23 protein-coding genes and 2 rRNA genes are annotated in these 26,120 nt (G+C 72.6%); 2 read left to right on the top strand and 23 right to left on the bottom strand.

Going from position 1 to position 26,120, the window contains the following annotated elements:
- Positions 1-23: 23 nt before the first annotated feature.
- The 6 genes from AA0005_RS12155 to AA0005_RS12180 all read right to left on the bottom strand — a co-directional run bounded on the left by AA0005_RS12155 (position 24) and on the right by AA0005_RS12180 (position 4,421).
- On the bottom strand, positions 24-638 hold the full coding sequence (locus tag AA0005_RS12155) for a histidine phosphatase family protein (protein WP_413450437.1): 615 nt from the start codon (positions 636-638) through the stop codon (positions 24-26).
- The gene (rsfS, locus tag AA0005_RS12160; protein ID WP_413450438.1) at positions 635-1,036 is read right to left on the bottom strand and encodes a ribosome silencing factor; all 402 of its coding nucleotides are present in this window, start codon (positions 1,034-1,036) and stop codon (positions 635-637) included. The genes AA0005_RS12155 and rsfS overlap by 4 nt, the downstream gene beginning before the upstream one ends.
- Positions 1,026-2,204 carry a hypothetical protein gene (locus AA0005_RS12165; RefSeq protein ID WP_413450439.1) on the bottom strand — a complete coding sequence of 393 codons (1,179 nt, stop codon included), beginning with the start codon at positions 2,202-2,204 and terminating at the stop codon, positions 1,026-1,028. The genes rsfS and AA0005_RS12165 overlap by 11 nt, the downstream gene beginning before the upstream one ends.
- Positions 2,197-2,853: a nicotinate-nucleotide adenylyltransferase gene (gene nadD / locus AA0005_RS12170; RefSeq protein WP_413450440.1), complete on the bottom strand. Its 657-nt coding sequence runs from the start codon at positions 2,851-2,853 to the stop codon at positions 2,197-2,199. The genes AA0005_RS12165 and nadD overlap by 8 nt, the downstream gene beginning before the upstream one ends.
- A gap of 2 nt (positions 2,854-2,855) precedes the next feature.
- Positions 2,856-3,014, bottom strand: coding sequence for a hypothetical protein (locus tag AA0005_RS12175; protein WP_181424617.1), 159 nt, complete (start codon positions 3,012-3,014; stop codon positions 2,856-2,858).
- A gap of 72 nt (positions 3,015-3,086) precedes the next feature.
- On the bottom strand, positions 3,087-4,421 hold the full coding sequence (locus AA0005_RS12180) for a glutamate-5-semialdehyde dehydrogenase (RefSeq protein WP_413450441.1): 1,335 nt from the start codon (positions 4,419-4,421) through the stop codon (positions 3,087-3,089).
- A 129-nt stretch (positions 4,422-4,550) separates the two neighbouring features.
- Between AA0005_RS12180 and AA0005_RS12185 the strand changes: the two genes are divergently transcribed.
- Both AA0005_RS12185 and AA0005_RS12190 read left to right on the top strand, forming a co-directional pair.
- The gene (locus AA0005_RS12185) at positions 4,551-5,549 is read left to right on the top strand and encodes a COX15/CtaA family protein (protein ID WP_413450442.1); all 999 of its coding nucleotides are present in this window, start codon (positions 4,551-4,553) and stop codon (positions 5,547-5,549) included.
- A gap of 70 nt (positions 5,550-5,619) precedes the next feature.
- Positions 5,620-5,916 carry an SdpI family protein gene (locus AA0005_RS12190; protein WP_413450443.1) on the top strand — a complete coding sequence of 99 codons (297 nt, stop codon included), beginning with the start codon at positions 5,620-5,622 and terminating at the stop codon, positions 5,914-5,916.
- 264 nt (positions 5,917-6,180) lie between these two features.
- Here the strand turns inward: AA0005_RS12190 and AA0005_RS12195 are convergent, their stop codons facing one another.
- From AA0005_RS12195 to AA0005_RS12275, 17 genes are all read right to left on the bottom strand, one after another.
- Positions 6,181-6,810, bottom strand: a complete 630-nt coding sequence (locus tag AA0005_RS12195; RefSeq protein ID WP_413450444.1) for an NUDIX domain-containing protein — start codon at positions 6,808-6,810, stop codon at positions 6,181-6,183.
- Complete coding sequence (locus tag AA0005_RS12200; protein WP_413450445.1) at positions 6,807-8,636, bottom strand: CTP synthase; 1,830 nt, start codon at positions 8,634-8,636, stop codon at positions 6,807-6,809. Before AA0005_RS12200 ends, AA0005_RS12195 begins: the two co-directional genes overlap by 4 nt.
- 26 nt (positions 8,637-8,662) lie before the next feature.
- Positions 8,663-9,772, bottom strand: a complete 1,110-nt coding sequence (locus AA0005_RS12205) for a glycosyltransferase family 4 protein (RefSeq protein ID WP_413450446.1) — start codon at positions 9,770-9,772, stop codon at positions 8,663-8,665.
- Positions 9,773-9,793: 21 nt separating this feature from the next.
- A complete protein-coding gene (gene murJ / locus AA0005_RS12210) occupies positions 9,794-11,416 on the bottom strand; it encodes a murein biosynthesis integral membrane protein MurJ (RefSeq protein WP_413450447.1) in 1,623 nt (540 codons plus the stop codon).
- Positions 11,417-11,432: 16 nt separating this feature from the next.
- Entirely contained in the window at positions 11,433-12,254 is an 822-nt protein-coding gene (locus AA0005_RS12215) for a hypothetical protein (protein ID WP_413450448.1), read from the bottom strand.
- On the bottom strand, positions 12,254-13,297 hold the full coding sequence (locus AA0005_RS12220; RefSeq protein ID WP_413450449.1) for a copper transporter: 1,044 nt from the start codon (positions 13,295-13,297) through the stop codon (positions 12,254-12,256). The genes AA0005_RS12215 and AA0005_RS12220 overlap by 1 nt, the downstream gene beginning before the upstream one ends.
- A 7-nt stretch (positions 13,298-13,304) precedes the next feature.
- Complete coding sequence (gene steA / locus AA0005_RS12225) at positions 13,305-14,513, bottom strand: putative cytokinetic ring protein SteA (RefSeq protein WP_413450450.1); 1,209 nt, start codon at positions 14,511-14,513, stop codon at positions 13,305-13,307.
- On the bottom strand, positions 14,510-16,192 hold the full coding sequence (recN, locus tag AA0005_RS12230) for a DNA repair protein RecN (RefSeq protein ID WP_413450451.1): 1,683 nt from the start codon (positions 16,190-16,192) through the stop codon (positions 14,510-14,512). The genes steA and recN overlap by 4 nt, the downstream gene beginning before the upstream one ends.
- On the bottom strand, positions 16,189-17,037 hold the full coding sequence (locus AA0005_RS12235; RefSeq protein WP_413450452.1) for an NAD kinase: 849 nt from the start codon (positions 17,035-17,037) through the stop codon (positions 16,189-16,191). Before AA0005_RS12235 ends, recN begins: the two co-directional genes overlap by 4 nt.
- Positions 17,034-17,861 (bottom strand): TlyA family RNA methyltransferase, encoded by an 828-nt coding sequence (locus AA0005_RS12240; protein WP_413450453.1) that lies wholly within the window; start codon positions 17,859-17,861, stop codon positions 17,034-17,036. The genes AA0005_RS12235 and AA0005_RS12240 overlap by 4 nt, the downstream gene beginning before the upstream one ends.
- A 1-nt stretch (position 17,862) precedes the next feature.
- A complete protein-coding gene (locus AA0005_RS12245; protein WP_413450454.1) occupies positions 17,863-18,045 on the bottom strand; it encodes a hypothetical protein in 183 nt (60 codons plus the stop codon).
- A gap of 179 nt (positions 18,046-18,224) precedes the next feature.
- Positions 18,225-18,545: an AzlD domain-containing protein gene (locus AA0005_RS12250; RefSeq protein WP_413450455.1), complete on the bottom strand. Its 321-nt coding sequence runs from the start codon at positions 18,543-18,545 to the stop codon at positions 18,225-18,227.
- Complete coding sequence (locus AA0005_RS12255; protein WP_413450456.1) at positions 18,538-19,248, bottom strand: AzlC family ABC transporter permease; 711 nt, start codon at positions 19,246-19,248, stop codon at positions 18,538-18,540. The genes AA0005_RS12250 and AA0005_RS12255 overlap by 8 nt, the downstream gene beginning before the upstream one ends.
- A 9-nt stretch (positions 19,249-19,257) precedes the next feature.
- Complete coding sequence (locus AA0005_RS12260) at positions 19,258-20,322, bottom strand: HAD-IIA family hydrolase (protein ID WP_413450457.1); 1,065 nt, start codon at positions 20,320-20,322, stop codon at positions 19,258-19,260.
- Entirely contained in the window at positions 20,319-21,446 is a 1,128-nt protein-coding gene (locus tag AA0005_RS12265; protein WP_413450458.1) for a hypothetical protein, read from the bottom strand. Before AA0005_RS12265 ends, AA0005_RS12260 begins: the two co-directional genes overlap by 4 nt.
- Positions 21,447-22,727: 1,281 nt before the next feature.
- A 5S ribosomal RNA gene (rrf, locus tag AA0005_RS12270) occupies positions 22,728-22,844 on the bottom strand.
- Between the two features lie 102 nt (positions 22,845-22,946).
- Positions 22,947-26,074: ribosomal RNA gene (locus AA0005_RS12275) — 23S ribosomal RNA — on the bottom strand.
- Positions 26,075-26,120 lie beyond the last annotated feature (46 nt).

The following is a 26,120-nucleotide window of genomic DNA, read 5'->3' on the forward strand; positions in this document are numbered from 1 at the left end:
GGCCGTGGTGCGCACCACACTGCTCAGGCGGTGAGGTTGTGCGCCGTCAGCCGCCACCCGGGCCGGCGCCCGGGGTTGGGGGCGACGAGCGCCCAGGCGCAGTTGTCCAGGCCGCTGAGCCCGAACCAGGACCCGGCGTCGAGGTCGAGGAGGTGGGTGAGCCCGAGCGTGATCGCCGCCCCGTGGGCGACGACGACGAGCACCCCGCCGTCGGCGACCTCACCGGCCGTTTCGAGGAGGGCGGCCGCCACCCGGCGCCCGACGTCGACGCGCGTGTCCGCCTCGATGCCCTCCGGCTCCTCCCCCTGCCGCCACGCGCGGTAGGCGTCGGGCCAGCGGGCCTCGATCTCGGGGTGCGTCAGCCCCTCCCAGAGGCCGAAGGAGCGCTCGCGCAGTCGCGGGTCCGGCTCGACCGGCACACCGGTGCGCTCCCCCAGCGGCGCCGCGGTGCGCAGCGCGCGCTGGAGGTCGGAGCTGATGATCCGGGTGGGCCCGAGCTCGGCGATCCGCTCGGCGGCCGCCTCGGCCTGGGCGATGCCGACCTCGTTGAGGGCGATGTCGGACTGGCCCTGGAGCCGTCCGGAGGCGTTGTGGTCGGTCTGCCCGTGCCGCCACAGGACGATGGTGCCGGCGGTCATGCCGTCGCGCCGGCGTCGTCCCCCTCCGCCGGACCGTGCAGGTCGGCGGGCAGCTCGATGACCGGGCAGTCCTTCCACAGTCGCTCGAGGGCGTAGAACTCACGGTCCTCGGTCTGCTGGACGTGGACGATGATGTCGCCGTAGTCGAGCAGCACCCAGTGGGCCTCGGTCACGCCCTCCTTGCGCATCGCCTTGACGCCCTCGCCGTGGAGCGCCTCCTCGACGGCGTCGACGATGGCGCGGACCTGGCGGTCAGTGCCCCCGGACGCGACGACGAAGGCGTCGGTGAGCACGAGGCGCTCGCTCACGTCGAGCGCGACGATCTCCTCGGCCTTCTTCTCCGCGGCCGCACGGGCGGCGACGACGGCAAGGTGGCGGGCTCTCTCGTCAGCTGGCACTGGACTCCTCGAGGTGTGTGGTGGTGATGGTCGTGGGCAGGGGCGCCGCGGCGGCCGAGCCGTCGAAGGCCTCGGTGGCGAGCAGCCAGATGAGGGCGCCGAGGATGAGGGCGACGACGACGAGGACGGCGGCCTTGATGGCGGCGACCGCGGGGTTGCGCTCGTCCACGGGGGCCTTCTCGGTGTCCTCGGCGCGCAGGGCGCGGCGGCTGGCCGGGACGGACGCCGCGGACTCGGGGCTGGCCCCGGAGACGGTGTCGATCGCGACCCACCGCGGCCGCAGGGGCGCCGCCTCCTCGGGCTCCTCCGGGCTGTCCGCGGTCTCGGGCGCCGGCAGAGCCTCGCGCGCGGCGCGGGCCGGGGCGTCGAGGGGGAAGGTGGAGCGCTCGGACCACACCGCGGGGGCGGTGGTGGCATCACCGGCGGGCGTGGCGGGCTGCTGGCTGGGCGCGTCGGGGCGCACCACGGGCTGGATGCCGGTGAGCTGACCGGTGGAGTCGAGAGCCCGGATGCCCTGGGCGACGCTCGGGGTGCGCACGACCGGCCGCCGGCCGGTGGCGGTGCGCTCCTGGGGGCGCTCCTCCGGGAGCGGCTGCGGGTCGCGCTCGCGCAGGGAGCGGCGGCTGGGGATCCTCGGCGCCTCGGGCCTCGGGGACGCCGACGGCGCGGCTGGGCTCGTCGTCCGCTCCTCGTGCGCGCTCGACGACGCGGACGCGGCGCTCGGGGCGGAGACGGGAGTCGGTGCCGTCGCGGGTGCGGACGGCGCGCTCGGCGCGGACACCGGCGTCGGGGCGGTCACGGCCGCCGAGCGGGAGCTGGGGCCCGGGTCCGGTCGCGGCGCTGTTGCCGCGGGCTGCGGCGTCGGGTCGGGCCGCACCTCGGGCTCCGGCGTCGGCTCCGGCCGCGGCGCGGGTTCCGGGGTCGTCGCGGCAGGGTCGGGGCGCGGCGGGGTCGCCGCGGGCTCCGCCGTCGTCGACGGCTGGCCGAGCGGGAGCTCACCGGTGGCGGCTGCCTCGAGGCGCGCGGCCTCCTCCTCCTGCAGCCGGCGCAGCTCACGCCGGGTCAGCGGCCGGGCGGCGCTGGCCTGCTCGGCGGCGAGCGCAGCGGCCCGCTCCGCCTCCCTCCGGCGACGGCGCTCCCCCGCTGGACGGTCCGTCCCCTCAGTCATCGGCTCGTCCTCCTTCACGGATCGGCGGCGTCGCACCGGGCGCGGACAGGGCCGGCGACCGGTACAGGCCGTGCTTGTGGATGTACTGGACCACGCCGTCGGGCACGAGGTACCAGACCGGCATGCCCTCCCGGACACGACGGCGGCAGTCGGTCGAGGAGATCGCCATGGCGGGCACCTCCATGAGCGAGACGCCGCTGCTCGGCAGCCCGGTGTCGTCGAGGTGGTGGCCGGGGCGGTTGACGCCGATGAAGTGGGCCAGGCTCCACAGCTCGTCGACGTCCTTCCACGACAGGATCTGCGGGAGCACGTCCGCGCCGGTGATGAAGAACAGCTCGGCGTCGGGGTAGGCGGCCTTGAGGTCGCGCAGCGTGTCGATGGTGAAGGTGAGGCCGGGCCGGTCGATGTCCACCCGCGAGACGGTGAACCGCGGGTTGGACGCCGTCGCGACCACCGTCATGAGGTAGCGGTGCTCGGCCGGGGTGACCTCGCGCTCCTGCTTGAACACCGGCTCACCGGTGGGGACGAACAGGACCTCGTCGAGCGAGAACACGTCGGCGACCTCGCTCGCCGCCACCAGGTGCCCGTGGTGGATCGGGTCGAAGGTGCCGCCCATGACGCCGATCCGCCGCGCCTGGTGCTCGGTCATGCTCAGCGGCGGCGCGTGTGCACGTTGCGGTAGGCCAGCGTCACCAGCAGCAGGAGCATGAGGATCGCGAAAGCGATGATCCCGTACATGATCGCCGGCATCGGGAGGTGGTTCGCGTGCTCCTCGGTCTGCTGGGCGAGGTTCACGAGCGAGCTCGTCATAGTGGTCGGATTCCTTCCGTCGAGACGTGCGGTCCAGTCTCCCACGATCGGCGGGGTAGGACCGTAGGGACCTTACTCGCGTACGTGGCCGTCCCCCACCACGACCCACTGGGTGGTCGTGAGCTCACCCAGCCCCATCGGCCCGCGCGCGTGCAGCTTCTGGGTGGAGATGCCGATCTCGGCGCCCAGCCCGAACTGTCCGCCGTCGGTGAAACGGGTGGAGGCATTGACGATGACGGCGGCGGAGTCCACCTCGCGGGTGAAGCGCTCCGAGGCCCGCAGGCTCGTCGTGCAGATCGCCTCGGTGTGGCCGCTGGACCAGCGCCCGATGTGCTCGAGCGCGGCGTCGAGGTCGTCGACGACGCGGACGGCGAGGTCGAGGCTGAGGTACTCGGTGGCCCAGTCCTCGTCGGTGGCGGGCACGACGTCCACGCCCTGCGGTGCCAGGGAGGCGGCGTCGTCATCGGCGTGGATCAGGACGCCTGCCTCCCCGAGCGCGGCGAGCGCCACGGGCAGGAACTCCGCGGCGGCGGCGCGGTGGACGAGGAGCGTCTCGGCCGCGTTGCACACCCCGGTGCGCTGGGTCTTGGAGTTGAGGACGATCGCGACCGCCTGGGCGACGTCCACCTCGGCGTCGACGTAGACGTGGCAGTTGCCGACGCCGGTCTCGATGACCGGTACGAGGGACTCCCGCACGACCGTCTGGATGAGCTCGGCGCCGCCCCGCGGGACGAGGACGTCGACGAGCCCGCGGGCGCGCATGAGCTCGACGGCGCCCGCGCGGCCGTGTGCGTCGATCGACTGGACGAGGTCTGCGGGCAGCCCCTGCGCCTCGAGCGCCTCGCCGAGCACCTCGACGATGACGGCGTTGGAGGACGCAGCGGCCGAGCCACCCCGCAGGATGACGGCGTTCCCGGACTTCAGGGCCAGGCCGGCGGCGTCGACCGTGACGTTGGGCCGAGCCTCGTAGATCATCCCGACGACGCCCATGGGCACCCGGACCTGGCGCAGGGTGAGGCCGTTGGGCAGGGTCGAGCCGCGCACGACCTCACCGACCGGGTCCGGCAGGGCTGCCAGATCACGCAGCGCCTCGGCGATGGCGGCGATGCGCTCGTCGGTGAGGGCGAGGCGGTCGAGGAGGGACTCCTTCATCCCGTTCGACCGACCGCGGTCGAGGTCCTCGGCGTTCGCGGCGACGATCCGCCAGGAGGAGGCGACGAGCGCGTCCGCCATGGCGTGGAGGGCGGCGTCCTTGGTGGCCCGGTTGGCGGTGGCCAGCACCCGCGAGGCGGTCTTCGCCGCACGGGCGGTCGCCTCGACGGCGGCACGGACGTCCACGGTCACCGGCACCGTGGGACCGGGGTCGGCGACGAGGTGAGCGGGCTCGAGCACAGGCGTGTCCGTCATGCTGCCAGGGTAGGCCGGACCACCGACGGGCGGTAGGCGCGTCTCCCGCTGCGGTCAGGGCCCGGGAGGGTTGCGTGGAGTGACGCCGCTCGCAGCCGGCGTCGAGCAGCGGCGACGTACCCTGGTGAGGTGACCTCGACCCAGCCCGCGTCGGCCACACCCCCGGCCGCCGTCTCCCCGCACCCCCCGCGCTCCCGCGACGGCCTCGTCGACCGGCTGACCTGGGGCCTGGCCATCGCCAACCTCGTCGCGCAGATCGGCATCATCGTCACCGGCGGTGCCGTGCGGCTCACCGGCTCCGGGCTGGGCTGCTCGCAGTGGCCGATGTGCGAGCCCGGCTCCTTCACGCCCGAGTTCCACGCGGAGATGACCTTCCACCCGATCATCGAGTTCGGGAACAGGACGCTCACCGGCGTGCTCGGCGTCATCGCCCTCGCGCTCGTCTGGGCGGTGTACCGCCGGCAGCCGACCGCCTCGCGACCCGCCGCGCTCAAGCGGCTCTCGCTGCTGCCGCTGCTCGGGATCGCCGTGCAGGCCGTGGTCGGTGGCATGACGGTGTGGGTCGACCTGCACCCCGCCGTCGTCGGCTCGCACATGCTCATCTCGCTGTTCCTCGTCACCGTCTCGACCTACCTGCTCGTGCGCCTGGCCTCCCCGGACGCCCCGGCCCGGCCGGTCTCGTCCCCCGCCGCCCGGCTCGTGGGGCGCCTAGTCGCCGTCGTCGGGACCGTCCTGCTCGTGCTCGGCGTCATCACCACGGGCGCCGGCCCGCACGCCGGGGACGCGGACGAGCCCTACCGCTGGGCGCTCGACCCGGCGTTCATCTCCCGGCTGCACGCGCTGTCGGTGTGGGCCTTCGTCGTGCTCGTCGTCGTGGGGATCGTGCTGGCGCGCCGGGAGGGCAACGCCGCGGCGCAGCGGACCTGGGGCGTGCTCCTCGGGGTCACCCTGGCGCAGGGGCTGGTCGGCTACGTCCAGTACTTCACGGGCCTGCCGGAGCTGCTCGTCGGCGTCCACATGCTCGGCTCGGCGCTCACCGTCGTCGCCATCGTCTACGCCGTGACGTCCCTGTTCACCCGCGCCCCCGAGCTGCTCGCGGCCGAGAGCACGCCCGCCGCACACAGCTGACCTCGTCGAACCGTTGACGGTGTCTCGCGGCCGCAGCTAGCGTCCGCCTCATCTGCGGTGAGGGGGCGGTGTGTCGGAGGCTGAGCTCGCTGCAACGGTGCTCGCGTGTGGACTGCTCCTGGTCTCGCTGGCGACACACGCCGTCGCGTGGACCACTCGGGCGGGCCAGCTGTCGCGCAACGATGCGTTCGGCATCCGCACCCGCTCCACGCAGGCGAGCGACGAGGCCTGGCACGCCGCCCACCTGGCCGCGTTGCCCTGGCTGACTCGGGCGTACCGGGTCGGCTACACGGGCGCCGCGCTGGCGCTCGTCCTCGCGCTGGCACTTGCCGTCTTCGCCGGGAGCATCAGCGTCGCCGCACTTTGACCGTCATCATCGGGCCTACGTCGTCGTGCTGGCGTGCATCACCGTGGGTGGCGTCGTCGCTCCCAGGAAGGCACGCAGCGTCGACGTCCCGTAGCGAACCAGAGGGTTCCGCCGGGGCGCAGGCTGGCCTCGGCGTTCACGTGCCGTGGGGAGGCAGGGGGCTGGGGCCCGGAGAATCCGACTGTCGGCGATAAGTGTGCTGTCGGCGATAAGTGTGCTGTCGGCGATAAGTGTACTGTCGGCGCGCGAGGGGGTTCGCTGGGCCTAGCGGAACCAGGGGGCGTCGGCGGGGCGCAGGGTGGCCCAGCCGGCGGCGCGGGCGCTGGCGGCGGCGAGGATGCCGACGACGGCGCTCGGGTTGTGCAGCCGGCCCTCGTGGACGGCGGCCACGGCCTCGTCCAGGGGGACCCAGCGCAGCGTCATGTCGCGCTCCTCGTCGGCGCGCTCGTGCCGCTCGCCCTCGGGCACCTCGGTGACGTCGCGCGCAAGGTAGATGCGCAGCGACTCGTTCGAGCCGCCGGGCGAGGTGAAGTAGTCGACGAGGACGTCCCACCGAGCAGCCTGCAGGTCGGTCTCCTCGGCGAGCTCCCGCTGCGCCGCCACGACGTAGTCCTCGCCGTCGACGTCGAGCAGCCCGGCCGGGATCTCCCACAGGACCGCGCGCACGGGGTGACGGTACTGGTCGACCAGCGCGACCTCCTCGCCGTGCTCCCCCTCGCGGAGGACGACGACGGCGACAGCACCCGGGTGGTCGAGGAACTCCCGGACCACCGGCTCGGCGTCGGCGGCGTCCAGCCGCACGTTCTCGCCGACGAGGTCGAAGACCTTGCCCTCGTGGAGCATCCGGCGCGCGACGACCTCGCGGCCGTCGTCGCGCCGGTCGGCGAGACTCACGCGCCGGCCTTGCGGGAGGCCGGGGAACGCTCGGCGGCGCCCGGCGCGGGCGTCTCGTCGACGAGGTCAGTCGTGCGCGGGTTGCCCGGCTCGTCCACGTCCGTGCCGCTGGGGGCGGCGGGGACGCCGTCGGACTCGACCTCGAGCAGGCGGGTGGCGCGCTGGCGCTCGAGCGCCGCACCGACGAGCCCGTGGAAGAGCGGGTGCGCCTTGGTGGGCCGCGACTTGAACTCCGGGTGCGCCTGGGTGGCGACGTAGTACGGGTGCTTCTCCCGGTCGAGCTCGACGAACTCGACGAGCGAGGAGTCCGGGGAGCGGCCCGAGATCTGCAGGCCGGCCTCGGCGAGCGCGTCGCGGTAGTTGTTGTTGACCTCGTAGCGGTGGCGGTGGCGCTCGGTCACGCGGGTGGTGCCGTAGGCCTCGGCGACGACGGAGCCCTCGGTGAGGACGGCCTCGTAGCTGCCCAGGCGCATGGTGCCGCCCATGTCGCCGCCGCCGCCCTCGACGAAGTCGACCTGCTCGGCCATCGTCGCGACGAGCGGGTCGGGCGTGCCGGGGTCGAACTCGGTGGAGGAGGCGTTCTCGAGGCCCAGGACGTTGCGGGCGTACTCGATGACCATGCACTGCAGGCCCAGGCAGATGCCGAGCGTGGGGACCTGGTTCTCGCGGGCCCAGCGCAGCGCGCCGAGCTTGCCCTCGATGCCGCGCACGCCGAAGCCGCCGGGTACGAGGATCGCGTCGACGTCCTGCAGGGCGCGGCGGGCGCCCTCGGGGGTGGCGCAGTCGTCGGCCGGCACCCAGCGGATGACGACCTGGGCGTGGTGGTGGAAACCGCCGGCGCGCAGCGCCTCGGTCACCGAGAGGTAGGCGTCGGGCAGGTCGACGTACTTGCCGACGAGCGCGACCTCGACGGTGTCGCGGGGGTGGCGCACCCGCTGGAGCAGGTCGTCCCAGTCGCTCCAGTCGACGTCCCGGAAGGGGACGTTGAGGCGGCGCACGACGTAGGCGTCCAGGCCCTCGCGGTGGAGGACCGCGGGGATCTCGTAGATCGAGGACGCGTCGCGGCACTCGACGACGGCCTCGCGGTCGACGTCGCACATGAGCGCGATCTTGCCCTTGACGCCCTCGGGCAGCTCGCGGTCGGTGCGGCAGACGATGGCGTCGGGCTGGATGCCGATGCTGCGCAGCTCGCTCACCGAGTGCTGGGTCGGCTTGGTCTTGAGCTCGCCGCTCGCGCTGAGGTACGGCACGAGGGAGACGTGGACGAAGAAGACGTTGTCGCGGCCGAGGTCGTGGCGCACCTGGCGGGCCGCCTCGAGGAAGGGCAGGGACTCGATGTCGCCGACCGTGCCGCCGATCTCGGTGATGATGACGTCGGGCGCCTGAGCGCCGTCGACCGGCTGCGCCTGCGCGCGCATCCGCGCCTTGATCTCGTCGGTGATGTGCGGGATGACCTGGACGGTGTCACCGAGGTACTCCCCGCGGCGCTCCTTGGCGAGCACGGTCGAGTACACCTGGCCCGTGGTCGTGTTCGCGGCGCGGGAGAGGTTGACGTCGAGGAAGCGCTCGTAGTGGCCGATGTCGAGGTCGGTCTCGGCCCCGTCCTCGGTGACGAAGACCTCACCGTGCTGGAAGGGGTTCATCGTGCCGGGATCGACGTTGATGTAGGGGTCGAGCTTCTGCATCGTCACGCGCAGACCGCGCGCGCGGAGGAGCTGACCGAGGCTCGAGGCCGTCAGCCCCTTACCGAGTGAGGACGCCACACCACCGGTGACGAAGATGTGCCGAGGGACTGTGTCGCCGCCAGTGCGGTGAAGGTTGGCCACGGAATTCCACCTTAGCAGTCGGTCGGTCAGGTGCGGTCCGTGCCGCGAGTGCGCTGCGGCACCCCGGCTCGAGCGTAGACGTCGCGCAGCTGGGCGACGACGTCCTCGGGAGTGGGCAGGCGGCCCGCCTGCACGCGTGCGGCGGCGCCCAGGCGCGCCCGTTCGTCGTCGTCGGTCAGCAGGCGCGCGACGGCGGTGGCGAGCTCCTCCGCCCGCGGCGGGACGAGGACGGCGGCGTCGGCCGTCACCTCGCGCGTGCCGCCCACGTCGGTGGCGACGACGGCAGCCCCGGCCTGCAGCGCCTCCTGCACCGCGAGGGGCTGGCCCTCCCACGTGCTCGTCGACACGACGACGTCGGCGACGGCGTTGAGCGCGGGGACGTCGTCGCGGCGGCCGGCGACGACGACGGGCAGCGACCCAGCACGCACCCGCTCGGCGAGCTCGCCGGCGAGCGGGCCGTCCCCGACGACCGCCCACCGGAAGGCCGGCGCTCCTCCGCGCACGAGGGCGGCGGCGGTGTCGGCGAGCAGGTCCAGGCCCTTCTGCGGGGCCAGGCGCCCGACCGTGAGGAGGAGCCGCTCCCCCGCGTCAACGCCGAGCGACTCCCGCAGCCGCTGCCGGGCGGCGTCGTCGAGCGGGCCGGTCTCCGCACGCGCCGGGGCGGGGACGAGCGCCCGCTGCGCGGAGGCACCGAGCCGGGTGGCACGGGCGACGAGGTCGCCGCTCACCCCGAGGACGAGGTCGGCGCCGCGCGCCACGACACGCTCGAGGACGGCCGCGACCGCCTGCACCTTGGCCCCGCCCACGGGCAGGTTGTGGAGGGTGACGACGACGGCGGGCCGCCCCCGCATCCCGCGCGTGGCCAGCACCGCCGCCGCCCCCGCGCGCAGACCGTGGGCGTGGACGAGGTCCGTGCCGGCGAGCACGCCCCGCAGCCTGCGGATGGCGGCGACGTCGCTGGGCCGGGGCCGGTCGGCGATGTCGACGACGGCGGTGGGCACGGGTGAGTCGGCGACGACGTCGGCCGGGCCGGCGAGGAGCACCTGCTCCCCCGCCCTCGCGAGGAGCCCGGCGACCTGACGGGCGTGCCGGGCGACCCCTCCGGCGCTCGTCGAGGTCAGCTGGACGATCCGCATGACCCTCACCATGTCACGGCCTCACGACCAGCGCGCGGGGCGCACCGCGCCGCGGTCGGCGAGGACGACGGCGAGGCCCCCGAGCGCGGCGGCGCACAGCCCGCCGGCCGCGGCCCCGAGCAGGCCGGACAGCAGCTGCGGTCCCACGGCGCCGAGCACGGCGTCGGTGGCGAGCCGGCCCACCAGTCCCCCGGCGAGGGCACCGGCCGTCCCCACCGCCACGGTCCGGACGAGCCCGCCGAGCGGGGCGTCGGCGCCGAGCGCGCGGCGCAGCGCCCACAGCAGCAGCAGACCGGCGACGGTCATCCCGATCGAGGTGCCCAGGGCTAGCGAGAGCAGCGTGGCCGGCCCGTCCCCGCCGTCGGGCGCGGTGACCCGGACGAGGACGGCGGCGGCGACGCTGACGACGAGCCAGCCGGCCGCCGTCGCCGTCACCGCGGCCCGGCCACGGTCAAGGGTGTACAGGCAGCGGGAGACGTGGAAGACGAGCCCGTAGCCGGCGACGGCGGGGGCGAGCCAGGTGACCGCCGCCGTCATGCCCTCCATGGTCCCGGTGAGGGAGAAGACGGTGGTGACGCCGGGTGCGACGGCCACGAGGATGCCGGCACCGACGAGCGAGGCGGCGAGGACGGAGCGGGTGGAGCCGACGGCCATGGCCGCGAAGGCCTTGCGGTCGGGACCGCCGGCCAGCTCGGCGAGCCGGGGGAAGACGGCGGTGGCGACGGGCACGGCGAGGACGGCGTAGGGCAGGAAGTACACGGCCCGGGAGTACTCCCAGATCGTCACCGTGCCCTCGACGCCGCCCGCGCGGGCCAGCACGATGAAGACGACGACGCTCACCTGCTGGGCGAGCAGCGCGCCGATGCCGGCGGCGGCGAGGTTGACGGCGCGGCGACCCACGCCGGGCGGGAAGCTCAGCGCCGGGCGCAGGCGCACGCCGCTGCGCAGCACCGGCACGATCAGCGGCAGGCTCATCGCCGCGACGCCCAGGGTGGTGCCCCAGGCGAGCCAGTCGAGCGCCGACTGCGCCAGGCGCTCGGGCTCGTCGGCCAGGCCGCCGGACAGCATCCCGAAGGCGAGGTAGGCGCCGATGACGACGACGCTCGACAGGAGCGGGGCGACCGCCGGGAGGAGGAAGCGCCGCTGGGCCTGGAGGACACCGGTGAGGACGACGCCCACGCCGTACAGCGGGATCTGCAGCGCGAAGATCCGCAGGAAGTAGGTGGCCAGCTCGCGCTGCGTCTCGACGTCGGAGCCGACCGAGTCCGGCAGCAGCCCGACGATCGGGCCGGCGAGGAGCGCGACGAGCACACCGAGCGGCACAAGGACGGCCAGTGTCCACGTGAGGAGCGCCGAGGCGATCCGGTCGACCTCCCCGCGCAGCGAGCGCGCGAGCGGGGCGGCGAGGAGCGGGACGACCGCACCGGCGAGCGCGCCACCGGCCGCGACCTCGAAGAGGACGTTGGGCAGCGTGTTGGCGGTGGAGTAGGCGTTGGCGGTGGCGGAGTCGCCGAGGGTCGCCGACTGGACGAACCACCGGACGAAGCCGACGGCGCGCGAGAGCACCGTGACGGCCGCCATCATGCCGGCGGCGCCGGCGACCCCGGCGAGGATGCGGCGGCGGCCGGTGACCGGCTCGGTCACCTCACGACCACCGCGGTCACCGCCGGCCCCACTGGTCCAGGGTGTGCAGCACCGGGGTGCGGTCGATGACGCGGGAGAAGCTCACCCGCTCGCTGAGCAGCGTGAGCCCGACGACGGCGGCCAGCGCCCCGCCGCGCAGCACCCGGGAGGGGTGGGCGGCCAGCGCGGTGCCGAGCGTGGCGCCGAGAGCGTTGGCGCCGGTGTCCCCGAGCATCGTGCGCTCGGACAGGTCGTCGCGCAGGCCCGAGGCGGCCGAGCCGAGAGCGGTGGCGGCGACGGGCGCGCCGGGGCCGCCCAGCAGGGAGACCGCGCCGGCCGTGGCGCAGGTGACCTTGAGAGCCCGGCCGGGGCGCAGGTCGAAGAGGTTGAGGAGGTTGGCGGTCCCGGCGATGAGCGCGGCGCTGGTGCCGCGGTGGACCAGGCGCCCCACCGGGCCGCTCCCCCGCGCGGGCAGCACGAGGGAGGCGACCAGCGCGCCGCCGCCGATACCGGCGATCTTCAGCGCGCCGGTGGTGACCTTGCCCTCGCGCAGCGCGGAGAGGTGGCCGCGCAGGCCCTTGACGTGGCGGTCGGCCTCCCGCTCGGTGAGGTCGTCGACGGCCCCGAGCGCGCCGGCCGTGCCGGCCGCGAGGGCGGCCGCGGCACCGGTCCGGCCCGAGCCGAGGAGCGCGAGGCTCGTCCCGGCCGCCTGGGCCAGCCCGCCGAGCAGGCTGACCTGGCGGTCGGCGTAGTTGGTGCGCTGCCAGCGCTCGGCCCCGCCGGGGGGCGCGTTCTCGGCCGCCGCGGTCACCGCGCCGGTGGCCGCGACGCCCAGCAGGGCTGCCCGCAGCCGCGCCATCAGGCGGCGTCCTCGGTCTCGGCGTCCCCGGCGCCCTCGGGCTGCTCGGTCTCGGGCTCGGGGGCCGCGGGCGGGGGCAGGTAGACGGTGGGCGGGACGGCCGCGGTGGCCTCGGCGCCCACGCCGTAGTGGCCGACCTCGCCGGAGATCGCGACGGCGAGTGCCATGGGGACGCTGAGGCGTCCGGTGAGCTCGGCGACGGAGTCGACCGTCGTCACGACCTCGGCGGCGTCCCCGGTGCGGACCGCGCTGACGAGGTCGAGCTCGGTCGCCGCGGAGCCGACGACGACGCTGCCCTCGCCGGTCGCGGTGATCCCGCGGGCCAGGGCGACCTCCTCGGTCAGCCGCTCCTCGCGGGTCTCGACGTCCACGGACTCCCCGCCGTCCCCGGCACCGTTGGCCTCGCTGCGCGGGGCGACGACGACGGTCGCGTTGGCGGCCTGGCCCGGCTCCTCGGTCAGCTCGACGAGCGGGTCCTCGGCGGAGACGAGCAGCTCGAGGAGGGTCTCGGCGTCGGTGGTGAGCGAGCCGTCGACCTCCCCGCGGGTCAGCGCCTGGCCCAGCGCGTTGCCGAGGATGACGCCGGTGTCGGCGCTCTCCTCCGGCGCGGGGTCGAGGTAGCCGAGGATCTGCCCGGCGAAGCTCGAGCGGAAGGTGGCGGTGTCCGGGTCGGTCCACGCCTCGGTGACCTGGACCTGGCCGGTGACGGTCGCCCCGGCCTGCTCCAGGCGCAGGCGCACGTCGGCGACGTCGTCCTCGTTCGCGCCCGGCAGGACGACGACGGCGACGGCGCGGCCCTCGAGGCGCGAGCCGAGGGTCGCGGGGGCCACCTCGGCGAGGAACTCGTCGCGGTTCTCGCGCTCGACCTCGCTGACCTCGAGCTCGGTGCGGAGCCGGTCCCGGTCCTCGCGCAGCTCCTCGACCTGGCCGGTGAGCTGGTCGCCGAGGGGTGCGTTGAGCGGCCCGGCACCCAGGAGGATGCCCAGCGCCAGCGCCAGGAAGACGGCGATGAGAGAGACGAGGTGGTAGCGGAAGTCGATCATCGTGCTCCTACGAGGTGGGCGGCGGGGCGATGCCCAGCAGGTCCTTGATGGCGGCGAACAGGCCGTCGAGCCGCGCCATGACGATCTGGAACAGGGCCTGTCCCAGCTCTGTGGAGAAGAGCGCCACGCCGATGGCCAGGAGGCCGGCGAGGGCGAGCAGGACGATCTGGCCCGTGGAGATCCGGGTGCGGTAGAGCTGGGAGACGCCCTTGGCGTCGACGAGCTTGGAGCCCACCCGCAGGCGGGTGAGGAAGGTCGAGGCCATGCCGGCGCGGCCCTTGTCGAGGAACTCGACGAGGGTGGCGTGGGTGCCGACGGCGACGATGAGCTCGGCGCCCTTGTCGTCGGCCAGCAGCATCGCGACGTCCTCGCTGGTGCCGGTGGCGGGGAAGACGACGTGCTCGACGCCGAGCTGCTCGACCCGGGCCATCCCGGGTGCGCGGCCGTCCCGGTAGGCGTGGACGACGATCTCCGCGCCGCTGCGCAGGGTGGCGTCCGAGACGGAGTCCATGTCCCCGACGATCATGTCCGGGCGCAGGCCCGCCTCGAGGATCGCGTCCGCACCGCCGTCGACGCCGATGAGGACGGGGCGGTACTCGCGGACGTAGGACCGCAGCATCGCCAGGTCCTCCTTGTAGTGGTAGCCGCGCACGACGATGAGGACGTGACGGCCCTCGATGGGGGTGCGCACCTCGGGCACGCCCACGCCGTCGAGGAGGAGGTCGCGCTCCCGGTTGAGGAAGTCCATCGTGTTGCCGGCGAAGGCCTCGAGCTGGACGGACAGTCCCTCGCGGGCCTCGGCCATCGCCGCGGCGACGGTCTCCTCGGTCTGCTCTGCGCCCTCGGCGACGAGCACGTCCCCGGAGTAGACGGCGCCGCCGTCGACGCGCACGGGGCGGCCCTCGCGCAGCGACATGACGGCCCCGCCGAGGTCGTCGACGAGCGGGATGCCCTCGGCCACGATGATCTCGGGCCCGAGGTTGGGGTAGCGCCCGGACGTCGACTTGGCGGCGTTGAGCACCGCGGCGGGCCGGCAGGCGACGAGCGCCTCCGCGGAGACGCGGTCGAGGTCGAGGTGGTCGATGACCGCGACGTCGCCGGGCTGCAGCCGCTTGGTGAGGTTCTTCGTGCGCGCGTCCACGCGGACGGGACCGGTGGTACCGGGGCCGGTGTCGGGCGGCGTGCGGCGACGGAAGAGGGGACTCACGCGTGTCATCGTGCCACGACGGCCCGGTCGAGGAGCTCTGCGGCGTGACGGCGCGCCACGTCGGAGTCCTCCTGACCCGACAGCATCCGCGCCAGCTCCTGCTCCCGCTCGGGTCCGACGATCTCACGGACGTCGGTGATCGTCGTCTCACCCGTGGACTTGCTCACAAGGAGGTGGGTGTCGGCGAAGGCCGCGACCTGCGGCAGGTGGGTGACGACGACGACCTGCGCCACCCGGGCCAGGCCGGCGAGCCGCCGCCCGACCTCGATGGCGGCCTTGCCGCCCACGCCGGCGTCGACCTCGTCGAAGACGAAGGTGGGGCGCACGGCGCTGTCCGCGGCGGGCGCGGCGACGGCGACCTCGAGGGCGAGCATGACCCGGGAGAGCTCACCGCCGGAGGCGCCCTCGCTGAGCGGGCGGGGCGGGGAGTCGGGCCGGGGCTGCAGGAGCAGGCTCACCGTCTCCGCGCCCCAGGGCCCGGGCTCGGGCAGCGGGTCGAGGCCCACCTCGAGGTGTGCCCCGGGCATGGCCAGGCCGGCGAGCTCGGCGTCCACCGCCTCCGACAGCCGCGCGGCGGCCGCGGTGCGGGCGGCGGTCAGCTGCTCGGCGAGGGTGGTGAGCTCGGCGCCGAGGGTGCTCAGCTCCTCGCGCAGCGCGGCGCCACCGTCCTGGGGGCCGTCGATCTCGGCCAGGCGCGCCGCGGCGGTCCGGGACCACTCCCCCAGCTCGTCGGAGCTCTCCAGGCCGAGGCGCAGCGCGGCGTCCCGCAGCGCCGCGCGGCGCTCGTGGACGGTCTGCAGCCGGTCGGGATCCGCCTCGAGGGAGGCGAGGAAGCCGGCCAGCTCGGTACCGACGTCGGACAGGAGGTAGGAGACCTCGGCGAGCCGCGTCGACAGGCCGGCGAGCTCGGGGTCGGAGACGTCCAGGGCGCGGCGGGCGTCGTCGACGAGCACGGTGGCGTCCTGCTCGGCGCCCTCCCCCGCCCCGAGCAGGGCGGCGTGCGCGCGGGCGGCGGCCACTCGCAGCTCCTCGACGTTGCCCAGCCGCTCGGCCTCGGCGCGCAGCGCGTCGTCCTCCCCCGGCTGGGGGTCGAGCGTCTCGAGCAGCTCGAGGTTGGTGCGCAGCCGCACCGCCTCGCCGGCGCGCTCGTCGGCGCGGGCCTGCCACTCCTCCAGGCGCGCCTGGGTCTCGGTCAGCCGCTGCCAGGTGGCGCGGTAGGAGGCGAGGAGCTCGGTGGTGCCGGCGAAGGCGTCGAGCAGGGCCCGCTGCCGGGCGGGTGAGCGCAGCCGCAGCTGGTCGGACTGGCCGTGGACGGTGACGAGCTCACCGGCGAGCTCGCCGAGGAAGGCCAGCGGCACGCTGCGCCCGCCGGCGAAGGAGCGGGAGCGGCCCTGGGCGGGCAGGGACCGGGCGAGGAGGAGCGCGTCGTCGTCGAGCGAGCCGCCGGCGTCGGTGACCCGGGTGGCGACGTCGTCGTCCACGACGAAGGTGCCCTCGACGACGGCGCGGTCCGCACCGCTGCGCACCATGGCGGGGTCGCCGCGCCCACCGAGGAGGAGGTCGAGGCCGGTGAGCACCATCGTCTTGCCGGCACCGGTCTCACCGGTGATGACGGTGAAGCCCGGCCCCAGGCCGAGGGTCGCGGAGGCGATGACACCGAGGTTCTCGATGCGGATCTCCTCGATCACGGGTCCTTCCTCCCTCCGCGCCAGCCGCTGACGGGCAGGTTGAACTTCGCCACGAGGCGCCCGGAGAAGGGCGTGGGCTCGATGCGCGCGAGGCGCACGGGCTCGCGGCCGCGGCGCACGTCGATGTGGGAGCCGACGGGGGCGGGCAGCTGACGGCGCCCGTCGCACCACACGTCACCGGCGGAGAGGTTGCGGTCGAGGACCTCGACGGCGAGCACCGAGGAGGGCCCGGCGACGAGCGGGCGGGCGAAGAGGGCGTGCGCGGCGATCGGGACGACGAGCAGCGCCTCGACGTCGGGCCACACCACCGGGCCGCCGCCGGAGAAGGCGTAGGCGGTGGAGCCGGTGGGGGTGGCGATGACGATGCCGTCGCAGCCGAAGGAGGACAGGCCGCGTCCGTCGACGCCCAGGGCCAGCTCGATGACGCCGGAGCGGTCCACCTTCTCGATCGTCGCCTCGTTGATCGCCCAGCCGGAGTGGGACTCGCCGGTGGGTGTCTGGACCTCGACGTCGATCGTCATCCGCTCCTCGACGGTGTAGTCGCGGTCGGCGATGCGCCGCACGACCTTGCCGAGGCTGTCCGGGTCGGCCTCGGCGAGGAAGCCGACGTGGCCGAGGTTGACGCCGATGAGCGGGATGTCGCGGCCGCGGACGAGCTCGGCGGCGCGCAGCAGGGTGCCGTCCCCGCCGAGCACGAGGACGAGCTCGGGGTCCTCGGCCGGGTCGTCGGTGAGCTCGCGGACCGGTTCGATGCCGAGCTCGCGCAGCCCGGCCTCGGCCTGCTGGGCGGCGGTGACGGCCTGCTCGCGCCAGTCGTGGCTGACGAGGAGCACGCGGCGGCTCACGAGGACACCGCCGGGCGCTGGTCGATGGCGGCGGCGATCACGGAGTCGAGCTCCTCGGGCGGGTAGACGCGGCTCGGGTCACGGCGCAAGCCTATGAAGTACTCGACGTTCCCGCTGGGACCCGGCAGCGGGCTGGGTACGACGGCGAAGGTCCCCAGGCCCAGCGCCGCGGCGGCGTCGGCGACGGTCCGCACCGACTCGGCGTGCAGGGCCGGGTCGCGGACGACGCCGCCCTTGCCCAGGCGCTCCTTGCCGACCTCGAACTGCGGCTTGACCATGAGGAGGAAGTCGGCGTCCGGCGCGGCGGCCGCCGCGAGGGCGGGCAGGACGAGGGTGAGGGAGATGAAGGACATGTCGCCGACGACGAGCCCGGGGGCGGGCGCGACGGTGGCGGGGTCGAGGGTGCGGACGTTCGTGCGGTCCAGCACGGTGACGCGCGGGTCCTGCTGGAGGGACCAGACGAGCTGCCCGTAGCCGACGTCGACGGCGACGACGTGCTCGGCCCCGCGGCGCAGGAGCACGTCGGTGAAACCGCCGGTGGAGGCACCGGCGTCCAGGGCGCGCCGGCCGGCGACCGTGGGGGCCTGCTCGCCGAGGGCGTCGAGCGCGCCGGCGAGCTTGTAGGCACCGCGGGAGGCGTACTCGTCGGTGGGCGGGGCGACGACGCGCAGCGCCTGTGCGGGGTTGACCTGACGGGCGGGCTTGGTGACGGCGACGCCGTCGAGCAGGACGTGGCCCTCGGCGATGAGCTCGGCGGCGTGCTGGCGCGAGCGGGCGAGCCCGCGGCGGACCAGCTCGGCGTCGACCCGGACGAGGCGCGCCACGTCAGGACTCGGCCGCCGACAGCTGGGCTGCCAGGGCGCGGTGGACGGCGTCGAGGACGGTGACGTGCTCGCTGAGGGGACGCTCGGCGAGGGTCTCGAGCTCCGCGAGCTCGGGGACCGGTTGCGGGGCGGCGGGAGGACCGGGTCGCGGCGGCGCGGGCCGAGGGGCTGGCGCTGGCGTCACGTCCGGCATGGGTCTCCTTCTCACGTCCGCGGTTTCCGACTCCCGCCAATGTACCGCCGGGACGTCCCGGCGGACCGCCCCCACCCCGCGCCGAGAGCACACTTACCGCCGACAGCACAGTTGCCGCCGACAGCACACTTACCGCCGACAGCACACTTACCGCCGGGGCGGCACGCTCCTCAGGTGAGGTTGACGAGCAGGACGTAGGTGAGGGTGCCGGCGCCCACGCTGAGCAGCGTGCGGCGCCCCGCGGTGAGGTGGACGGCGACGGTGACGGCCGCGGCGAGTGCGGCGTGGACCAGGTGCCCCCCGGCGGCCGAGGAGCGGAAGGTCGAGGCCGCGAGCACCGCGAGGATCCCCGCGGGCATCCAGGCCGCCATCGTCGCCACGAGCCGCGACTCGCGCAGCGGTTCGAGGATCGCGAAGGGCACCGCCCGCAGCGCGAGGTTGATGGCGAAGACGACGACGAGGACGGCGACGACGTAGCCGGGCTCAGGCACGGGCGCCCCTCCTCGTCAGGGCGTACCGCAGGAGCAGCAGCGCCACGAGGACGACGAGCCCGACGAGGAGCACCGAGCCGGGCGCCACGACGACGGCCACGGTGAAGGCCAGCCCGGCGAGGAGCAGGGAGGGGATCTCGCGGCGGCTACGTGCGGCGTCGAGGGTGAGGGTGATGAACAGGGCGCACAACGCGAACTCCAGCCCGGCGATCGGCCCGGGCAGGAGGGAGGCGACGGCGACCCCCGTGAGGCCGCCACCGACCCAGTAGGCCTGGAAGCACACCTGCATCGAGATGAGCCGCCACGACGTCCAGCCCTGGGGCCGCACGGCCGTCATCGCGTAGGCCTCGTCGATGAGCGCGTAGACCGAGTACGCGCGCGCCAGCGGGTTGCGGACGACGCGCAGCGGGAAGGAGAAGGCGTAGAAGACGTGCCGGAAGTTGACGACGAGGGTGGTGATCGCGATCGCCGCGAGCGACGCTCCCCCGCTGATCATGCCGACGAGCAGGAGCTCGAGCGACCCGGCGAAGGCCGCGACGGACAGGGCAGGGGCGAGCCACCACGGCAGCCCCGCCTGGATGACGAGGAGGCCGAAGGCGAGCCCGAGCGGGAACAGGCCGAGGCCGGCGGCCAGGGAGGCCCGGACGCCGGCACCGATCTCGGCGCGGCGTCCGGTCCTCTCCTGGGTTGCGCTTCGGGTCATGGGATCCGGTCAGCCGACGAGCAGTGCGGGCACGGTCTCCGGGGCGAGCGGGGCGCCGCGGTCGGCGGCGTCCCACGCTGCGACGCACAGCGCCCGCCAGCCGTCGAGGCTGACGCGCGCGCGGCCGCCGTCGAGCCGCTGCGGGTTCGACGGACCGAGCGGACCGGTGGGGTCGTCGACGAGCTCGAGCGCGCCGTCGTGCACGCGCGCGACGGCGGCGCCGCAGCCCCACCAGCCGTCCTCGACCGCGAGCGGCGTGGGGTGCTGGACGAAGAGCCCACGGAGGTCGAGGGCGAGGAGCGAGGGGCGCTGGTGCGCGGGTGCGAGGACGGTGTCGCGCGCCGTCGTCACACCGGTGAGGACGAGCAGGCCGGGCATGCCGGCGGCGCGGGCGCCCTCGAGGTCGGTGTCGAGCCGGTCGCCGACGGCGATCGGGGACGAGGCCCCGAGCCGCTCCGCGGCCTGGTGGTAGATCGCCGGCAGCGGCTTGCCCGAGGCGAGGGGCTCGACGCCCGTCGCCTCGACGACGGCGCGAACGAGCGCACCGTTGCCCGGTGCGACCCCGCGCTCCTTGGGGATGGAGCCGTCGAGGTTGGTGGCGACGTGACGCGCGCCGGCCCCGACGGCATAGGCGGCCTCGGCGAGGTCGCGCCAGCCGAGGTCCGGGGCGAAACCCTGGACGACGGCCGCCGGTGCGTCCGCCGCGCTGCCGACGAGCTCGAAGCCCGCCGCGCTCAGCGCCGTCCGCAGCCCCTTGCCGCCGACCGGGAGCACTCGGGCGCCGGGCTCGAGCTCCTCCTGGAGGAGCAGGGCCACCGACTGCGCCGAGGTGACGATCTCCTGCGGCTCGCACGGGATGCCGAAGCCGGCGATCTGCGCGGCGATGTCCTCCGGCTCGCGCGAGGAGTTGTTCGTGACGTACAGCGGACGCAGGCCGCGCTCGGCGGCTGCCTGGATGGCGGCCGGCGCGTGGGCGACGGGCTCGTCACCCAGGTACACGACACCGTCGAGGTCGTAGAGGGCGACGTCGTAGGTCTCGGCAGGCACCGCGGACCCGGTGAGGGTCGAGGTCACGGACGCTCCTCCTCGGTGTCGGCGAACAGGTCGAGCTGGACCTGCGCGGGCTCCTCCTCGTCGGCCGCGGCCGGGGACTCGGGCGCCGACTCGGGTTCGGGCTCCGGCTCCACCTCGGCCTCAGGCTCCGGCTCCACCTCGGCCTCAGGCTCCGGCTCCACCTCAGCCTCAGGCTCCGGCTCCACCTCAGCCTCAGGCTCCGGCTCCACCTCGGCCTCAGGCTCCGGCTCCACCTCGGCCTCAGGCTCCGGCTGGGGCTCGGGCTCCGCCTCGGCCTCAGGCTCCGGCTGGGGCTCGGGCTCCGCCTCGATCTGCGGCTCGGCCTCCGCCTCGATCTGCGGCTCGTCGGCCACGTCGGGCACGGTCTCGGACTGCGCCTGCGCGGGCTCAGCCTCCTCCTCCGTCTCGGCGCCGGTGTCGACAGCACTCGGCGAGTGAGTCGGTGCCGCGTCCTCGTCCTCGTCACCGAGCAGGTCGACGACCACGAGGTCCTCGTCCTCGACCGGGAACTCACCGGCTGCCTCGCGGACAGCGGCGGCCTCCTCGTGACGACCGAGGGTCTCGAGACGGTCGGCCCGCACGAGCTGCAGACGGCGCTTCGGCTCGGCCTCCTTGATGGCGGGCAGCAGACGCTCCACGACAAGCAGGGCGGCCTCGTGCTCGCCAAGATCGGCGCGGGCGCCGCTCTCGACGAGCGTGAGCTCGACGGCCTCCGCGACCGGGAGCTTGCGCCCCTTGGCCTCGGCGATGACGCTGAGCGCCCGCTCGGGGCGGCCCAGGCCACGCTCGCAGTCGGCCTCGATCGCCGGGTGGGCGTCAATTCCGCTCAGCCGGCGCACGGTGCGCACCTCGCGCAGCGCCTCGGCGTAGCGACCGGTGGCGTAGGCGGTGAGCGCCAGCGCCTCCCGGACGACGTCGACACGGCCGGCGCTGCGCACGGCAGTGCTGGCGTGCTCGTAGGCACGCTCGGGGTCGACGTCGACGAGGCGGCCTGCCATGACGAGGTGGGAGGCGACGTGGTCGGCGTTGGACTTGCTCAGCGTCCGCAGGCGGGCGCGTGCCGCGCGGTCGAGCATGTCGGGCGTGACGTCCTCGTCGACGAGCGGGTCGGGGGTCCGCTCCACACGCCGCGGGTCGAGCTCACCCGGACGGCTGGGGCGGCCGCTGCGCGCGGTGACCGGGCCGTCGCCCTGATCCCGGCTGAAGCGCCGGGGGGCGCGGGGGTCGTCGCGTCGCGCGTCCCGGCGCGAGCCACCACGACGGTCGTCCTCGCCGCGCGGCCGGAAGCTGCGCTCCTCCCGGCCACCGGACGACTGCTCACCCGTACGGGGCGGGCGAGAGCTCCACCCGTCCCGACGGTTATCCCGGCGGTCGTCGGAGCCACCGCGCGGACGGCGGTCGTCGCCGTCACGGCGCGGACCGAAGTCACGGCGCTCACCACCGCTGCGGCCGCCGTCGCGACGGTTGTCGGAGTCGCGACGCGGGCCGAAGTCACGGCCCCCACGACGCTCGTCCCCGCCGCGGCCACCGAAGTCACGGCCACCACGGTTGTCGGAGTCCCGGCGCGGACCGAAGTCACGACCACCACGGCTGTCACCGTCACGGCGCGGACCGAAGTCACGACCACCACGGCTGTCACCGTCACGGCGCGGACCGAAGTCACGACCACCGCGGCGCTCGTCCCCACCACGGCCACCGAAGTCACGGCCACCACGGTTGTCGGAGTCGCGACGCGGGCCGAAGTCACGACCGCCACCATCACGGCGCGGAGCGAAGTCACGGTCCCCCGTACGGCGCGCGCCGTCACGGTCACCGCCAGGACGGGAGCCCCAGTCACCGCGGGGACGACGGTCGTCGCCCTCACGGCGCGGACCACGATCACCGGTGGAACGCGAACCCCACTCGCCGCGGGGGCGGCGGTCGTCACGCGGACCGTCACGGCGGTCACCGAAGTCGCGGCGGGGGCCACCCTCACGGTTGTAGGACGGACGCCCCTCGCGACGAGGACCACCCTCGCGGTTGTCGGGTGTGCGACCGTCACGTCGGGGCCCGTCGCCCTCGCGTCGCGGCTGGTACGGACGCTCGCGGTCTCCACCGCGGCCGCCGTCACGGCGGTCGCGGGAGCTCCACTCGCCGCGGTTGTCGCCCTCGCGTCGGGGAGCCGAGCTCCGCGGGCCGTCGTTCTTGCGGTAGGGGCGCTGGCTCCCGCCGTCACGGCGCGGTCCTCCCTGACCTGCGCCGCGGCCGGAGCCGGCCGACCCGCGCTCGGGCCGCCCGGAGCGACCCTCGCCACGTGATGAGCTGTTCGTGTGGTCGTCCATCGGTCTCTCTCCTCGTCTGGGCTGCACCGGGTGCAGAAACACGTAAGGGCCGCAACGCATCGTTGCGGCCCTTACGGAACGGGTGTTCGGCGGTGTCCTACTCTCCCACGTAGTCTCCCACGCAGTACCATCGGCGCTGAGGGGCTTAGCTTCCGGGTTCGGAATGGGACCGGGCGTTTCCCCCTCGCTATGACCGCCGTAACTCTGTGGAGTTGTCCGACCGCTTCCTCACACACGGGTGTGTGTGGGGTGGGTGGCTCCAGAACCGTACAGTGGACGCGTCAGTCATTGATCTTCATGAGTGTGGTGAAGTTGTTGGCCAATTAGTACCGGTCAGCTCCACGGGTCTTTAGTCCCCGCTTCCACGTCCGGCCTATCAACCCAGTGTTCTGCTGGGGGCCTTCCCACCTCGAGGGTGGTGGAAACCTCATCTTGAAGCAGGCTTCCCGCTTAGATGCTTTCAGCGGTTATCCCTTCCGAACGTAGCCAACCAGCCGTGCTCCTGGCGGAACAACTGGCACACCAGAGGTTCGTCCGTCCCGGTCCTCTCGTACTAGGGACAGGCCTTCTCAAGTTTCCTGCGCGCGCAGCGGATAGGGACCGAACTGTCTCACGACGTTCTAAACCCAGCTCGCGTACCGCTTTAATGGGCGAACAGCCCAACCCTTGGGACCTACTCCAGCCCCAGGATGCGACGAGCCGACATCGAGGTGCCAAACCATGCCGTCGATATGGACTCTTGGGCAAGATCAGCCTGTTATCCCCGGGGTACCTTTTATCCGTTGAGCGACGGCGCTTCCACAAGCCACCGCCGGATCACTAGTTCCGACTTTCGTCCCTGCTCGACCTGTCAGTCTCACAGTCAAGCTCCCTTGTGCACTTACACTCGCCACCTGATTGCCAACCAGGCTGAGGGAACCTTTGAGCGCCTCCGTTACATTTTGGGAGGCAACCGCCCCAGTTAAACTACCCACCAGGCACTGTCCCTGGTCCGGATTACGGACCGAAGTTAGATGTTCAGAACGACCAGAGTGGTATTTCAACGATGACTCCACAACCACTGGCGTGGCTGCTTCACAGTCTCCCACCTATCCTACACAAGCCGTCCCGAACACCAATACCAAGCTATAGTAAAGGTCCCGGGGTCTTTCCGTCCTGCTGCGCGTAACGAGCATCTTTACTCGTAGTGCAATTTCGCCGAGTTCACGGTTGAGACAGCGGAGAAGTCGTTACGCCATTCGTGCAGGTCGGAACTTACCCGACAAGGAATTTCGCTACCTTAGGATGGTTATAGTTACCACCGCCGTTTACTGGGGCTTAAATTCTGAGCTTCGCCCAACCGAAGTTGAGCTGACCCGTCCTCTTAACCTTCCAGCACCGGGCAGGCGTCAGTCCGTATACATCGTCTTGCGACTTCGCACGGACCTGTGTTTTTAGTAAACAGTCGCTTCTCCCTGGTCTCTGCGGCCTTCAAAGGCTAGCCAGCAAGTGGCTTCACCCCTCAGGCCCCCCTTCTCCCGAAGTTACGGGGGCATTTTGCCGAGTTCCTTAACCGTGATTATCTCGATCGCCTTGGTATACTCTACCTGACCACCTGAGTCGGTTTAGGGTACGGGCGGCTAACACCTCGCGTCGAGGCTTTTCTTGGCAGCATAGGATCACCCTGCTTCCCGCGAATGCGGTCACTATCGGCTCTGAGGCTTGTATGAGGCCCGGATTTGCCTGGACCTCGCCCTGCTTCCTTAGACGTGCATAGCCATAAAGCACGCGGAGGCTACCTGTCTGCGTCACCCCTGTTAATACGCTTACCTACTACCGGTTCGGGTCCCGCGCGCGGCCCACGCGCACCCCGAAGGGTGTCATGTGGGCGTTGGGCGGTTAGCATCACCGGGCTCGGTATGGGCGGTGTTTCGCCGGTACGGGAATATCAACCCGTTGTCCATCGACTACGCCTGTCGGCCTCGCCTTAGGTCCCGACTTACCCAGGGCGGATTAACCTGGCCCTGGAACCCTTGGTCATTCGGCGGACGGGTTTCTCACCCGTCTTTCGCTACTCATGCCTGCATTCTCACTCGTGTGGGATCCACCACTGGGTCACCCCGCAGCTTCACCTCCCACACGACGCTCCCCTACCCATCAACACCCCTGAACACCAACCCGAAGGTGGGTGCTGGGGACATGTGCTGATGCCACGGCTTCGGCGGTGTGCTTGAGCCCCGCTGAATTGTCGGCGCAGAATCACTTGACCAGTGAGCTATTACGCACTCTTTCAAGGGTGGCTGCTTCTAAGCCAACCTCCTGGTTGTCTGTGCAACTCCACATCCTTTCCCACTTAGCACACGCTTAGGGGCCTTAGCCGGTGGTCTGGGCTGTTTCCCTCTCGACTACGAAGCTTATCCCCCGCAGTCTCACTGCTGCGCTTACACTTACCGGCATTCGGAGTTTGGCTGACGTCAGTAACCTGTTGGGGCCCATCGGCCATCCAGTAGCTCTACCTCCGGCAAGAAACACGCAACGCTGCACCTAAATGCATTTCGGGGAGAACCAGCTATCACGAAGTTTGATTGGCCTTTCACCCCTACCCACAGGTCATCCCCTCAGTTTTCAACCTAAGTGGGTTCGGTCCTCCACGCGGTCTTACCCGCGCTTCAACCTGCCCATGGGTAGATCACTTCGCTTCGGGTCTAGAGCACGCGACTGTGTCGCCCTGTTCGGACTCGCTTTCGCTACGGCTTCCCCACACGGGTTAACCTCGCCACGTACCACTAACTCGCAGGCTCATTCTTCAAAAGGCACGCCGTCACCCCAACTAGGGAGGCTCCGACGGGTTGTAAGCATCCGGTTTCAGGTACTATTTCACTCCCCTCCCGGGGTACTTTTCACCTTTCCCTCACGGTACTTGTCCGCTATCGGTCACTAGGTAGTATTTAGGCTTAGCAAGTGGTCTTGCCAGATTCACACGGGATTTCACGGGCCCCGTGCTACTCGGGATCCCCACCGGGAGGCACTGCCATTTCGTCTACAGGGGTCTCACCTTCTGTGCCCGGCCTTCCCAGACCGTTCGACTATGACAGCACTTTGTCACTCCCTACCCGGTCGGCAGACCGGGCTGGCGGGTCCCACAACCCCGGAGGTGCAACGACTGCCGTCTATCACACACCCCCGGTTTAGCCTCATCCGCTTTCGCTCGCCACTACTCACGGAATATCTCTTCCTGTGGGTACTGAGATGTTTCACTTCCCCACGTTCCCTCCACACGCCCTATATATTCAGGCGCGGGTAACTGGGCATGACCCCAGCTGGGTTTCCCCATTCGGACATCCTCGGATCACGGTTCGTTAGCCAACTCCCCGAGGCTTATCGCAGGCCACCACGTCCTTCTTCGGCTCCTAGTGCCAAGGCATCCACCGAATGCTCTTAAAAACTTGACCACAAAAGATCAAAGATGCTCGCGTCCACTGTACAGTTCTCAAGCAA

The sequence above is a fragment of the Georgenia phoenicis genome, from assembly GCF_047302425.1.
Classification (GTDB): Bacteria; Actinomycetota; Actinomycetes; order Actinomycetales; family Actinomycetaceae; genus Oceanitalea.